Source organism: Rhodococcus ruitaii, from assembly GCF_055230935.1.
On the sequence record NZ_JBUYWC010000002.1, the window covers coordinates 275,472 to 288,518 of the forward strand.

Sequence of the window (13,047 nt, forward strand, 5' to 3'; positions counted from 1 at the left end):
TCTCGATCAGGAGAGTGAATGGCACTTTCGCTCAGGAGTGCGCGGGTAGGCGGGTCAGGCGTAGAGCCCCGCGATCGCCGCGCCGTGCTTGTCGTGGATGATGTTGCGCTTGAGCTTGAGTGTCGGAGTCAGCTCGCCGGTCTCGATCGAGAAGTCCGTCTCGAGGATCCGGTACTTCTTGATCGCCTCGGCCTTCGAGACCCTGGCGTTGGTGGTCGCCACTGCCGAGTCGATTTCCGCGATCAGATCGGGGTTCTTGATCAGATCCGCGACCCCACTGTCCGCAGGCAGACTGTGGCGCTCGAGCCAGCCCGGGAGGGTTTCCGAGTCGATGGTGATGAGCGCACCGATGAACGGCTTCGCATCGCCGACGACGAGGACCTGGCTGATCAGCGGGTGCGCACGCAGGGAATCCTCGAGGATTGCGGGTGCAACGTTCTTGCCGCTTGCGGTGACGAGAAGTTCTTTCTTTCGTCCGGTGATCGTGATGAACCCGTCGGAGTCGATCGAGCCGATATCACCGGTGTGGAACCAGCCGTCGCGGATCGCATCGGCGGTGGCCGCGTCGTTCTGCCAGTAGCCGTCGAACACCACGGGGCCCTTGAGCAGCAGTTCGCCGTCCTCTGCGATCTTCGCGGAGTGCCCGTTGAGGGGCCGCCCGACAGTGCCCACCTTCTGGTGTTGCGGGGTGTTCATGACGATGCCGCCGGTGGTCTCGGTGAGGCCGTAGCCCTCGTAGACCGTGACGCCGATGCCACGGAAGAAGTGGCCGAGGCGTGCACCGAGTGCCGCGCCACCCGAGACGGCGCGATCGGCGTTGCCGCCGAGCGCATCGCGAAGCTTGCCGTAGACGAGCTTGTCGAACAATGCGTGCTTGACCTTGAGTACGATGCCGGGGCCTCCCGCTTCGAGTGCCTTGCTGTACTCGATCGCGGTGTCGGCCGCCTTGTCGAAGATCTTGCCCTTGCCGCCGTCGTACGCCTTCTGCTTGGCAGAGTTGTAGACCTTCTCGAACACGCGGGGAACCGAGAGGATGAAGTTGGGCTTGAATGCGGCGAACTGGTCGATCAGGGTCGTCAGATCCGACGTATGGCCCACCGTGACCTTGTGATCGAATGACGCGAAGGAGATGAGCCTGGCGAACACGTGTGCGAGGGGCAGGAACAGCAGCGTGCGCTGACCCGGCTCCATCGAGTCGGGCAGGCCCAGTTGGGCGGCGGTGGACTCCGAATAGAAGTGCCGATGCTTGAGCTGCACACCCTTGGGTCGGCCGGTGGTGCCCGAGGTGTAGATGAGGGTGGCGGCGGATTCCGCGTTCACCTGCGTGCGGCGCTCCTCGACCTGCTCGTCGGTGATCGCGGAGCCACGTGCGGTGAGCTCCTCGATTGCGCCCTTGGCACCCGAATCGGGATCGATCTGCAAGAGTTCGCGCACGGTCGGTGCGGCGTCGGCGACCTCACGGACGATGTCGGCTTGCGCGCTGTTCTCGACGATGAGCAGGGATGTTCCCGAATCTTCGAGGATCCACTTCGATTGGTCCGCTGCGGAAGTTTCGTAGATCGCGACCGTGGCACCACCTGCGGTCCAGATCGCGTAATCCAGCAGCACCCACTCGTAGCGGGTGCTCGAGAGGATCGCGACACGGTCGCCCAGCTCCACTCCCGATGCCATCAAGCCCTTCGCTACGGCGCGCACCTCGGCGGCGAACTGGACTGCCGTGACCGGGACCCACTTACCGTCGATGAGGCGTTCGAACGGCACGAAGTCGGGAGACTCCTTCTCGTGCCGGAACACCGAATCTGCCATCGACACGTCGTCCGGAATCGCGAACGACTGCGGAACGGCAATCTCACCCATCTGTGACCCCTCCATCTTTTTGAACTTGCGATGTGCATTGCATCACAAAGCGTCCGCTCCCGCACCACCCGGACTGCCGGTTTTGGGAGGTTTCAAGTCTCATTGTGCGTGATCTGCGACACGAAAGCTACCCGCAGGTAGCTTCGATGCCGAAAGTCGAGTCCGGGACGCTACGAGCTGTCGCGCAGGATGTCAGCGGCTTCGTCGTCGCTCAGCTGATGAAAGTCGCGATAACCCGCACCCACGGAGTCGTGCTCCGGAGGCGCCCACGGGCAGATCACTTCGTCTGCTTCCCGCGCGACCCTGGCCAAAGCGTCCCGGGAGGCGATGGGAACGGCGAGTACCACCCGCGCGGCACCGGCAGCGCGCGCGGCCAGGCAGGCGACTGCTGCGGTCGCCCCGGTTGCCATACCGTCGTCGACGATGACAGCGGTGCGACCGCCCAGTGCGACCCGTTCGCGACCGGAACGCAGCAGTGCGCCACGACGTTCCAATTCGTCCTGCTCGTGTGCCTGAACGTGTTCGATGGACTCGGCGCGGATTCTTGCGAGCCGGATCACATCCTCGTTGAGGACCCGGATGCCGCCCTCGGCGATCGCGCCCATCGCAAGTTCGGGGTGCCAGGGCACTCCGAGCTTGCGGACGACGAGGACGTCGAGGGGAGCGCCGAGCGCGCGGGCGACCTCGCGGCCCACCGGCAGCCCGCCGCGGGGCAGCGCGAGAACGACGGTGTCCGCTCCACGAAGATGCTCGACCGAGCGGGCGAGCCGCCGACCGGCCTCTTCACGCGAGGAGTACCGCCGCACCACCCCAGTGTATGAACCCGACGCGAGCGATGGCGACAGCTGCTGCGGAGAAGCCGCAGTTCCAGCGGAGCTGTTGCCGACCGAGGGCGGTGGCGGTGGGCGCGCTCGACTGTTCTACCGGCGGGTAGAGTCCCGGGTCGAGGACTCATGAGTGCCGACACACCCCTGCTCGGGGCGTGTTTCGGCACACTCTTACGTGGGTGTGGCACGGAATCGCCGTGCCATCCGATAAACTGCTGGTCAAATGAGTGAAATCGAAAACGCCCCCGACCAGGAGACCGCATCCCTCACGTTTGCCGATCTCGACATCGACGACCGTGTGCTGAAGGCTCTTTCGGACGTGGGTTATGAGTCCCCGTCGCCGATCCAGGCGGCAACCATCCCACCACTGCTGGAGGGTCGGGACGTCGTCGGTCTCGCTCAGACCGGCACCGGCAAGACGGCCGCGTTCGCAGTGCCCATCCTCTCCCGGATCGACACCTCGAAGAAGCGGCCCCAGGCGCTCGTGCTCGCGCCCACCCGAGAACTCGCGCTGCAGGTGGCGGAGGCTTTCGGCAAGTATTCGTCACACATCCCGGGCCTGCATGTGCTGCCCATCTACGGTGGGCAGGCCTATGGTGTCCAGCTCTCCGGGCTGCGCCGCGGTGCGCAGGTCATCGTCGGCACCCCCGGACGTGTGATCGATCACCTCACCAAAGGCACTCTCGACATCTCGGAGCTCGAATTCCTCGTCCTCGACGAGGCCGACGAGATGCTCACGATGGGCTTCCAGGAGGACGTCGAGCGGATTCTTGCGGACACCCCCGAGACCAAACAGGTCGCGCTGTTCTCGGCGACGATGCCCGGCGCGATTCGCCGGTTGTCGAAGCAGTACCTGAACAACCCGCAGGAGATCACGGTCAAGTCGAAGACCACGACCTCCTCCAACACGACCCAGCGCTGGGTGCTCGTGTCGCATCAGCGCAAGCTCGATGCACTGACACGCATCCTCGAGGTCGAGTCGTTCGAGGCGATGATCATCTTCGTTCGGACAAAGCAGGCCACCGAAGACCTCGCTGAGCGACTGCGCGCGCGGGGGTTCTCCGCTGCCGCGATCAATGGCGACATCGTGCAGGCGCAGCGTGAACGGACTATCGGTCAGCTCAAGAGCGGAGCCCTGGACATCCTGGTTGCCACCGATGTCGCGGCCCGTGGTCTCGATGTCGAGCGCATCAGCCACGTCGTCAACTACGACATTCCCCACGACACCGAGTCGTACGTACACCGCATCGGCCGCACCGGTCGCGCAGGGCGCAGCGGCGATGCACTGCTGTTCGTGGCGCCGCGGGAGCGGCACCTGCTCAAGGCGATCGAACGGGCCACGCGCCAGCCGGTCACCGAGATCCAGCTGCCCAGCGTCGACGATGTCAACGCGCAGCGTGTGGCCAAGTTCAACGACTCGATCACCGAGGCGCTGACGTCCGAGCACCTGCAGCTGTTCCGCACGTTCATCGAGGACTACGAGCGTGAACACGATGTTCCGCTCGCAGACATAGCGGCCGCGTTGGCTGTGCTGTCGCGCGATGGCGATTCGTTCCTCATGGAGGAACAGCCGGAGCCCATCGCCCCGGCTCGCCGTGAGCGTGAACCCCGTGAGCGTCCGCCGCGCCGCTTCGACGACGGGCCGAAGGTGGGTCGTGACGGCCAGGAGATGGCGACCTATCGCATCGCAGTGGGCAAGCGCCATCGCGTGCAGCCCGGCGCGATCGTCGGTGCCATCGCGAACGAAGGCGGGCTGCGCCGAGGCGACTTCGGGCATATCAGCATCCGCGCCGACCACAGCCTCGTCGAGCTACCCAAGGATCTGCCGCAACAGGCCCTCGAAGCGTTGCGTGCCACGCGCATCTCCGGAGTGTTGATCCAGCTTCAGCCCGATACCGGTGCGCCGGGTGGACGCCCCGGGGCGTATCGCGGCGGCGATCGTCGCGGTGGAGATCGGCGTGGTGGCGATCGTCGCGGTGGTCGCAAGGACTACGGTAGCGGCGACTTCACCCACCGCAGCGACCGCGGTGGTCGCGGTAGCTATCGCGACTGAAAGTCGTTCACAGAGTATCGATCACGGCGCCTCCGCCAGCACGTCCGCGGTGGCGCCGTCGATCGATTCCCGGATGATGTCGGCGGCGCGACCCTGCTCACCGGAGATCCGGTCGATATTCTCTTCGAGTCCGTCGAGCAGGTGGTTGAGCAGCGCCGCCAGGCTCATCGTCGACGCGCTGGGGATGCTGCGTGCCTGTTCTGTTGTCAGACCGGACAACGATCCGCGTAGTCCGGCGAACTGGTTTCCGAGGATCGTCAGCAGCAGTTCGGTTTCTCGGTCGGTCTGTGTCGTCATGCCTGAAGTATCGACGCATTCGCGGATGATTTCGGTCCGGAATCTGCGAACTGGGTTCGATACAGCTCTGCGTAGCGTCCTCCGGCCGCGAGCAACTCCTGATGCCCGCCACGTTCGACGATGCGGCCGGCCTCGACCACGAGAATCTGATCGGCCGCCCGAATTGTCGACAAGCGGTGCGCGATCACGACCGACGTACGGCCTACGAGTGCCTCGGTGAGTGCTTCCTGCACGGCGGCTTCGGACGTCGAATCCAGATGCGCGGTCGCTTCGTCGAGAATTACCACACGCGGTTGTGCCAGTAGCAGACGCGCGATGGTCAATCGCTGACGTTCACCGCCCGACAGGCGGTAACCGCGTTCCCCGACGACGGTGTCGAGACCACTCGGCAGGCTGCGGATCAGTTCGTCGAGTCGGGCGCGGCGCAGTGCGTCCCACGCTTGCTCCTCGGTGGCGTGGGGCTGGGCCAGCAGCAGATTACCGCGGATCGTGTCGTGGAACAGGTGGCCGTCCTGCGTGACGAGGCCGACAGTGTCCCGTATCGAATCCGCCGTCAACGTGCGCACGTCTGTGTCGCTGAGCAGCACGGATCCCGTATCGACGTCATACAGACGCGGAATCAATTGCGCAATAGTCGATTTCCCGGCTCCCGAGGATCCGACGAGCGCGACCATCTCGCCCGGCTCGACGCGGAACGACACGTCGTGCAGCACCGTCTCGCCGCCGCGCGAGTCGAGCACCGCGACCTCTTCGAGCGACGCGAGCGACACCTTGTCGGCCGACGGATAAGCGAAACCCACGTCGCGCACCTCCACTGCGACCGGACCGTCCGGAACGGGCTTCGCGTCGGGGATCTCGCGGATCAGTGGTGTCAGGTCGAGGATCTCGAACACTCGCTCGAAACTTACCATCGCGCTCATCACGTCCATCCGCGCGCTGGCCAGGGCTGTGAGCGGGGAATACAGGCGGGTGAGCAGCATTGCCATCGCCACGACCGAACCCGGATCGAGCTGCCCGCGCAGCGCGTAGAAGCCTCCGAGGCCATAGACCAGTGCCAGGGCGAGCGCCGAGACGAGGGTCAGAGCGGTCACGAACACGGTCTGCAGCATGGCGGTCCGAACCCCGATGTTTCGGACGCGCCGTGCACGCACCGCGAACTCGCTCGACTCGTGGGTGGGGCGGCCGAACAGTTTGACCAGCGTCGCGCCGGGAGCAGAGAATCGCTCGGTCATTTGCGTGTTCATCATCGAATTATGGTTGGCGGCTTCACGACTCAACTGTGCGATCCGGGTGCCCATGGCGCGTGCGGGAATGACGAAGATTGGAAGCAGCAGCAATGCGAGGAGGGTGATCTGCCACGAGATACCGAACATGACGACGAGCGTGATCACCAGCGTGACGACGTTGCCGGCGACACCCGAGAGAGTGTCGCTGAACGCGCGTTGCGCACCGATCACGTCGTTGTTCAGACGCGAGACCAGTGCACCGGTGCGGGTGCGGGTGAAGAAGGCGATCGGCATCCGCTGCACATGATCGAAGACCGCTGTGCGCAGATCCAGAATCAGATCTTCACCGATGCTCGACGACAACCACCGGTTGGCGATACCCAGTCCCGCCTCGACCAGTGCGATCGCCGCGATGATGATCGCCAGCCACACCACAACCGAGAGAGCGGCGTTGTCGACGATCGCGTCGACCACGCGGCCCGCGAGAACCGGTGTTGCCACTCCGAGTGCTGCGATGAGCACACTCAAGATCAAGTACGCGATGATGTTGCGCCGATGCGGCCGGGCGAATGCGCCGATCCTGCGCATTGTTGCGCGCGAGAACGGGCGTCGGTCGCTTTCGGCGTGCATCGCGTTGTACATCGCGTTCCACGCCGTGACTTCCATGCTCATGGGTGAGCCCTCCTTGTGTCGCGCTCGACGGTAGAACCTCGAGCGCGCTCGAGGTCAAGCGTAGACGCGCGGGAGGATTAGTTCGCCACGTCGATCACCAGGCGGGTGGGATCCGTGAGGGCAGAGACCGAGAACGGGGTGCCAGCGTCGGCCACTCCGATGAATGACTGTGTCACGCCCTCGAACACACCTGATCCGTTGACTTCGACGACGGAGCCGCCTGGCGATCCGAGAACCGGGTTCGGACCCGAGTACGGCTCCACCCCACTGTCGAACGGGTACGCCGACCCGTCGATGAGCACCTGGATCACGGCGCCACCGGCGACGGGGATCTCGTTTCCGCTGCCGTCCTGGATCGCCCTGTCGACGTAGCCGACCCGCCACCCGGGGGTGCCGTCACCGCCGAGTTCGTACACGACGCGGTCGAATCCGTCGTGCTGCCCGGTGCGGATATCGGTGACCGTGAGCTTCGCGCCGTCGCCGGCGGGGGAGACCTTGTCGGCTGTATCGGTGGGGATCGTCGCCGAAGCATCCGGTGCTTCGACCTGCGTTTCGATCGATGCCGCAGACTCGGGTGCGGGGTCGCCGGTGGCGGTGCATCCCGCGAGAACCAACGCGGCGGCGGTGATGGCGAGGGCATGACGGGTGCGAAGCATGAGCCTCATGATACGGCGCCGATGCGTCGGACAGAGGGAGGTGCGGCGCGGGTCTTGACGGGCGAGGATTCGAGCTGCACAATTCAACACACGATGATTTCAACACTCGATGAATTGAGTGGACCATGAATGTCTGTTCCGAATCCTTCGCCGTCGACGTCCGTGATCTGCAGATCCGCCGCGGCACTCACCGAGCGCTCGTAGATGTGAACGTCCAGGTCGCCCGCGGATCGATCACCGGGTTGCTCGGCCCCTCCGGTTGCGGGAAGACCACGCTGATGCGGTCGATCGTCGGCACCCAGATCGTCGAATCCGGCAGTGTCACCGTGCTCGGGAAACCCGCCGGTTCTGCGGACCTGCGCCGACGCGTCGGGTACGTCACCCAGGCGCCGAGCGTGTATCTCGATCTGTCGGTCACCGAGAACGTCTCCTACTTCGCCGCGCTCTACGGCCGGCGGGGCTCGGCCGTCACCGACACGATCGCCGCAGTCGGACTGACCGACCATGCACGCAATGCCGCGAGCGCACTCTCAGGAGGTCAACTCGGACGCCTGTCGCTCGCGTGCTCCCTCGTCGGAGACCCAGAGCTTCTCGTCCTCGACGAGCCCACCGTCGGCCTCGATCCGGTCCTGCGTGCAGAACTGTGGGAACACTTCCGGACCCTGGCTGCGCGTGGCGCCACGCTCCTCGTTTCCAGCCACGTCATGGATGAGGCCGACCACTGCGACGAACTGGTCCTGCTCCGAGACGGCCGATTGATCGCGCAGCTCACGCCGGGCGAATTGCGTGATCGGACTGGCGAGCCGAGCCTCGAAAACGCCTTCCTCCACCTGATCCGAACCTCGACGGGAGCGTGATCATGAGCGTCGTCATCTATGCCTCCACCACCACCCGAATCCTCCGGCAGCTCAGATCCGACCACCGCACGGTCGCGATGATCGTGTTCGTGCCGAGCCTGCTGATGATCCTGCTGTACTTCATGTACCAGAACGCGCCTGTCGGGCCGGGCGGTTTCTCGCTGTTCGATCAAATCGCCGTGACCATGCTCGGGATACTGCCGTTCGTCGTGATGTTCCTGGTCACGTCCATTGCGATGCAGCGTGAACGAAGCTCGGGCACGCTCGAGCGGCTTCTCACCACACCGTTGACGAAACTCGACCTGCTTGCCGGGTACGGCAGCGCGTTCTCCCTCGCCGCGGCACTCCAGGCCGGGCTCGCGTGCGCCGTGGCGTTCTGGCTCCTCGGCGTCACCAGCGCGGGATCGGTGGCATGGGTGCTTGTTACAGCAGTTCTGGTCGCGGTACTCGGTGTGTCGCTGGGACTGTTGTGCAGCGCGTTCGCCCGCACCGAATTTCAAGCGGTGCAATTCATGCCGGTGCTCGTGATCCCGCAGTTCCTGCTGTGCGGCCTGCTCGTTCCGCGCGAGCAACTCCCGGACTGGTTGCGCTGGATCAGCAATGTGCTGCCGTTGAGCTACGCGGTGGAGGCGTTGCAGGAGATCACCCGGTACCCGGGAACCACCGCCGTCATGGTGCGTGACCTCATCGTCGTGGCAGCCTTCGCTGCGGCAGCTCTCGCGCTCGGGGCCGCGACTCTGCGCCGGCGGACGCCGTGACCACCGGATCGCGGGGTGCTCCGCGCTCGGGCCGGCGCCCAGGCAAGTCGGGTGCGCGCGAAACTATCCTCGATTCTGCTCGGGAGATGTTTGCCGCCAACGGGTTCGACAAGACGACCGTGCGGGCGGTGGCCTCGCGCGCCGGTGTGGATCCCGCGCTCGTGCATCACTACTTCGGTACGAAGATCGAACTGTTCACCGCGGCCATCGCGCTACCCGTCGACCCCCGAGACATCCTCGAGCCGGTGTACGAAACACCGGTCGAGGACCTCGGTCACGCCCTCGCCACCGCACTGATCGGAGTGTGGGAGTCCCCGCACCGTGACGCCGCGGTGGCGATGTTTCGCACGCAGATCGCAGGTGGCGAAGCAGGTTTGATCCGGACGTTCCTGCTCGACGTGGCGCTCGAGCCGCTCCTCGACAGGATCGACCGGCCCGTCGGTACGGGTCTGCTGCGCGCGGAGTTGGTGGCGACACAGATGACGGGCGTGATGCTCATGCGCTACGTCCTGGGGCTCGAGCCCTTGGCGTCTCTGCCGCCCGGGCAACTCATCGAGATCATCGCGCCTACAGCGCAGCGCTATCTCACCGGCGACCTACCGGATGTCACCGGATCGGATCACCACGGCACGGATCCGTGACGGTCGATGAACATGCCCGCCGGTGAATCGGAGGTGCACGCCTCCACGATCGCGTCGGTACCCTCTTCGACCGATTGCGGCCCGGAGAAGCCGTTGAACGCGGTCGCCGTGTAGCCGGGGTCGACGGCCACGACATGTACATCCGGAAGTGCCTTCGCATACATGGTGGTCACCATGTTCAGGGCTGCCTTCGACGACTGGTACACGAGGCCGTGGAAGGTCGATTCGATCCGCGCGGGATCATTCGTGACGGCAAACGAACCCATCCCACTCGACACCATCACCAGTCGCGGCGACGAGGATTGCGTGAGCAGCGGCAGGAACGTGTGGGTCACGCGGACCGGTCCGAGCAGATTCACCCCGAAAACCGGCAGGAAGTCGGCTGGCACAGTATCGACGGGAGCAGCGAACCGTCCTCCGATACCGGCGTTGTTCACCAGAACGTCGAGACCGGTGCCGGATTCCGAGACGGCCTGGTATGCGGCGGTGACGGAGTCGTCTTTCGTGACATCGAGCTCGACGACCCGGAGGTCGGCCGCGGGGCGCTCGGCTCGGATCTTCGCGGCGACTTCGTGTCCGGCGTCGATGTTGCGAACGCCCATCCAGACGGTGTGTCCCCCGGCGGCGAGCCGGCGGCAAGTTTCGGCGCCGAGCCCTCCGGTAGCGCCGGTGACGAGGACTGTGAATACATGGTGAGTGGTCATGTCTTCACGTTCGCCTGCCGGTTCGCGCCTTTCCAGGGCCGGATGATCGTGGGATCGACCGTACTACCCACGCATCACAACAAGGCGTCATGCTGGGGGCATGGCGATCAACCGCATCGAACTGGCAGCCGTACTGCGGCACGCGCGTGAACGGATCACTCCGGGCGATGTCGGGTTGCCGTCCGGTTCGCGCCGCCGCACCCCGGGACTGCGACGTGAAGAGGTCGCGATGCTGGCCGGGATCAGCGTGGACTATGTCGTCCGGCTCGAGCAGGGGCGCGGACCGGTTCCGTCGGCGCAGGTGCTCAGCGCGTTGGCTCGAGCGTTGCGAATGGACCTCCACGGACGCACTCAACTGTTCCATCTGGCGGGTGTCGCGCCTCCGGTCCCGGGCACGGTCGACATGCATGTGCGGCCGAGTGTACTGCGCTTGATCGACCGATTCGCCGACCTGCCGGTTCTGGTGATGAGCGTGAAGGGCGATGTCCTCGCCTGGAACGCGATGGCGTCGGCACTGCAGGGGGACTGGTCTGCGATACCGCCACACCGTCGCAACATCAACAGGTTGAGGTTCCTTCCAGACCCCGCGGATCCACCCATGAGCAGTGTCGGTGCCACCGCCGAGGAAGCCGCGGCAACTGCCCGGCAGTCGGTCCGGAGCTTGCGTTCTGCGGCAGCTCGCTATCCGAGAGACGCGGGAGTGGTTGCGCTCGTGGAGGAGCTGCGCAGCAAGTCGGACGAATTCGCCCTGTTGTGGGACGAAGGTGATGTCGGGGAGTGGCGCACGCATACGAAGACGATCAACCACCCGGACGTGGGGGCGATCCTTCTCGACTGCGACACCCTGCACATCCCCGATGTCGACCAGTCGGTCCACGTGTATTCCGCAGCGCCCGGCACGTCCGCGGCGGAGTCGCTCGCGCTTCTGCGAGTGGTGGGCGTTCGCGGGTAGATTCGACGTTCGAGCATGACTCTTTCTACGGCACGAGTGCCGCGACGTGCATGTGCAGTACGGCTCGGATCGTTTCCGGTTCAACATCTCCGTGCGGAGTGGCCGCATCCAGGGACAGGCCGCTGATGAGTGCGGCCAGGCGAACTGCTTCGATCGCCGGCTGCGCTACCCCTATCGTGTTCAGCGCATCGACGAGGACGGCGTGGAGGTCTGCTGCCATTCGACTTGTCACAGGCGTGAAGGCCGGGTTGGTCCGGGCGGCGGTAATGACCTCCATCAAGATGACGGCTTCCCTGCTTCTCTCGTCATCCAGGGGTACCAGTTCCTCGAGCAACGAGATCAGATGGTCCCTGCCTGCTTCACTGTCTGACCGTTCGGGAGCAGTGTGGCGGGCAAGACGTTGCCCCATGCGGTCGCCTGCCGCGGTCACCGTCGCAACGATCAGGGTCTCGTGATCGGCGAAATAGTGGCGTACCGATCCGATGTTCAGGCGGGCCTCTGCTGCCACCTTCCGGAATGTCACGGACGCAATACCTTCGGAGACGACAAGGCGTAGAGCTGCTTCGGTGATGTGGCGGCGCCGCTCATCGGAATCAATCTGCACAGGCACCACCTCACTTTAAATCCATGGCTGGAAATATCACACGCGTGATACAAAGATGAGGTCGTCCGGAAACACGAAAGGCAGGTCATGAACGAAGCGGAAGCCATCACCAGCAACCAGACCAACTGGGATGATCGTGCCGACATACACGCCCGTTCCGAGATGTACGACGTCCAGGGTTTCCTCGCAGATCCGACGAGGATTTCCGGTGTCGTTCGCAACGACCTCGCAGTGCTGGCGCCCCACTTGCCGGAATCCGGTGTCCGCGACGCATCCCTGCTGCATTTGCAGTGTCACATAGGTATCGACACCATCTCCTGGGCACGGCTCGGGGCCACCGATGTTCACGGCCTCGACTTCTCACCCAACTCGTTACGTCATGCACGGCGAATCGCCGAAGCCGACGGCCACGACGTCACCTGGGTGGAGGGTGATGCGCGCCGTGCCTCGACGCTGGTAGATCGCCACTTCGACATCGTCGTGACCAGTGCAGGAACGATAGTCTGGCTCCCGGACCTCGCCTCCTGGGCGCGGTCCATCCACGACGTTCTCGAACCAGGTGGCGTGTTCATGATCCGCGACGATCACCCGATCCTCGGAGCCATGGCATTCGAACCCTGGGGGATCACCGACGACTACCTCGGCGGCGGAGGCGCGCGCACCTACGAAGACTCCGGCACGTATACAGACGGTCCGGGGGAAGTCGAGCACGCCACCAACCACGAGTGGCGTCACGACCTGAGTGAGGTCGTCGGTTCACTGCTCGACGCTGGACTCACGATCGAGGCACTCGCCGAATTGCCCTACATGGATTGGCCCGCCTTCACCGAACTCACGCCCTGTCCGCAGGGATGGGCACTGCCCCCAGGGGCGCCCCGGATTCCCCTGAACTTCGCCGTCGTCGCTCGTCGACCACACCGGTCGCGCTCCTGACGGTCGCCGT

Annotated in this window: 13 protein-coding genes; 6 read left to right on the top strand and 7 right to left on the bottom strand. The window is 64.8% G+C overall.

Going from position 1 to position 13,047, the window contains the following annotated elements; translation table 11 throughout:
- Positions 1-54: 54 nt before the first annotated feature.
- Entirely contained in the window at positions 55-1,857 is a 1,803-nt protein-coding gene (locus ACZI8W_RS02365) for an AMP-dependent synthetase/ligase (protein WP_463366867.1), read from the bottom strand.
- Between the two features lie 170 nt (positions 1,858-2,027).
- Entirely contained in the window at positions 2,028-2,663 is a 636-nt protein-coding gene (locus ACZI8W_RS02370; RefSeq protein ID WP_463366868.1) for a phosphoribosyltransferase, read from the bottom strand.
- Between the two features lie 244 nt (positions 2,664-2,907).
- Here ACZI8W_RS02370 and ACZI8W_RS02375 point away from each other — a divergent pair, with 244 nt between their 5' ends.
- Positions 2,908-4,737: a DEAD/DEAH box helicase gene (locus ACZI8W_RS02375; protein WP_463366869.1), complete on the top strand. Its 1,830-nt coding sequence runs from the start codon at positions 2,908-2,910 to the stop codon at positions 4,735-4,737.
- A gap of 21 nt (positions 4,738-4,758) precedes the next feature.
- Here the strand turns inward: ACZI8W_RS02375 and ACZI8W_RS02380 are convergent, their stop codons facing one another.
- The 3 genes from ACZI8W_RS02380 to ACZI8W_RS02390 form a co-directional block, all read right to left on the bottom strand.
- Positions 4,759-5,034: a hypothetical protein gene (locus tag ACZI8W_RS02380; RefSeq protein ID WP_463366870.1), complete on the bottom strand. Its 276-nt coding sequence runs from the start codon at positions 5,032-5,034 to the stop codon at positions 4,759-4,761.
- A complete protein-coding gene (locus tag ACZI8W_RS02385) occupies positions 5,031-6,932 on the bottom strand; it encodes an ABC transporter ATP-binding protein (RefSeq protein WP_463366871.1) in 1,902 nt (633 codons plus the stop codon). Before ACZI8W_RS02385 ends, ACZI8W_RS02380 begins: the two co-directional genes overlap by 4 nt.
- 77 nt (positions 6,933-7,009) lie before the next feature.
- On the bottom strand, positions 7,010-7,588 hold the full coding sequence (locus ACZI8W_RS02390; RefSeq protein ID WP_463366872.1) for an AMIN-like domain-containing (lipo)protein: 579 nt from the start codon (positions 7,586-7,588) through the stop codon (positions 7,010-7,012).
- A 125-nt stretch (positions 7,589-7,713) separates the two neighbouring features.
- Between ACZI8W_RS02390 and ACZI8W_RS02395 the strand changes: the two genes are divergently transcribed.
- Genes ACZI8W_RS02395 through ACZI8W_RS02405 form a run of 3 tightly spaced genes read left to right on the top strand, consistent with a single transcriptional unit; the run spans position 7,714 to position 9,844 of the window.
- Positions 7,714-8,445, top strand: coding sequence for an ABC transporter ATP-binding protein (locus tag ACZI8W_RS02395; protein ID WP_463366873.1), 732 nt, complete (start codon positions 7,714-7,716; stop codon positions 8,443-8,445).
- Between the two features lie 2 nt (positions 8,446-8,447).
- On the top strand, positions 8,448-9,203 hold the full coding sequence (locus ACZI8W_RS02400; RefSeq protein WP_463366874.1) for an ABC transporter permease: 756 nt from the start codon (positions 8,448-8,450) through the stop codon (positions 9,201-9,203).
- Positions 9,200-9,844 carry a TetR/AcrR family transcriptional regulator gene (locus tag ACZI8W_RS02405; RefSeq protein ID WP_463366875.1) on the top strand — a complete coding sequence of 215 codons (645 nt, stop codon included), beginning with the start codon at positions 9,200-9,202 and terminating at the stop codon, positions 9,842-9,844. Before ACZI8W_RS02400 ends, ACZI8W_RS02405 begins: the two co-directional genes overlap by 4 nt.
- On the opposite strand, the gene ACZI8W_RS02410 is transcribed toward ACZI8W_RS02405, so the two are convergent.
- Positions 9,823-10,548 (bottom strand): SDR family NAD(P)-dependent oxidoreductase, encoded by a 726-nt coding sequence (locus ACZI8W_RS02410; protein WP_463366876.1) that lies wholly within the window; start codon positions 10,546-10,548, stop codon positions 9,823-9,825. The genes ACZI8W_RS02405 and ACZI8W_RS02410 overlap by 22 nt on opposite strands.
- A gap of 100 nt (positions 10,549-10,648) precedes the next feature.
- Here ACZI8W_RS02410 and ACZI8W_RS02415 point away from each other — a divergent pair, with 100 nt between their 5' ends.
- On the top strand, positions 10,649-11,500 hold the full coding sequence (locus ACZI8W_RS02415) for a helix-turn-helix domain-containing protein (RefSeq protein WP_463366877.1): 852 nt from the start codon (positions 10,649-10,651) through the stop codon (positions 11,498-11,500).
- Between the two features lie 25 nt (positions 11,501-11,525).
- Here ACZI8W_RS02415 and ACZI8W_RS02420 read toward each other — a convergent pair whose 3' ends face one another.
- A complete protein-coding gene (locus ACZI8W_RS02420) occupies positions 11,526-12,110 on the bottom strand; it encodes a TetR/AcrR family transcriptional regulator (protein ID WP_463366878.1) in 585 nt (194 codons plus the stop codon).
- An 81-nt stretch (positions 12,111-12,191) separates the two neighbouring features.
- On the opposite strand from ACZI8W_RS02420, the gene ACZI8W_RS02425 reads away from it, so the two are divergent.
- Positions 12,192-13,037, top strand: a complete 846-nt coding sequence (locus tag ACZI8W_RS02425; protein ID WP_463366879.1) for a class I SAM-dependent methyltransferase — start codon at positions 12,192-12,194, stop codon at positions 13,035-13,037.
- The last annotated feature ends 10 nt before the right edge of the window (positions 13,038-13,047 follow it).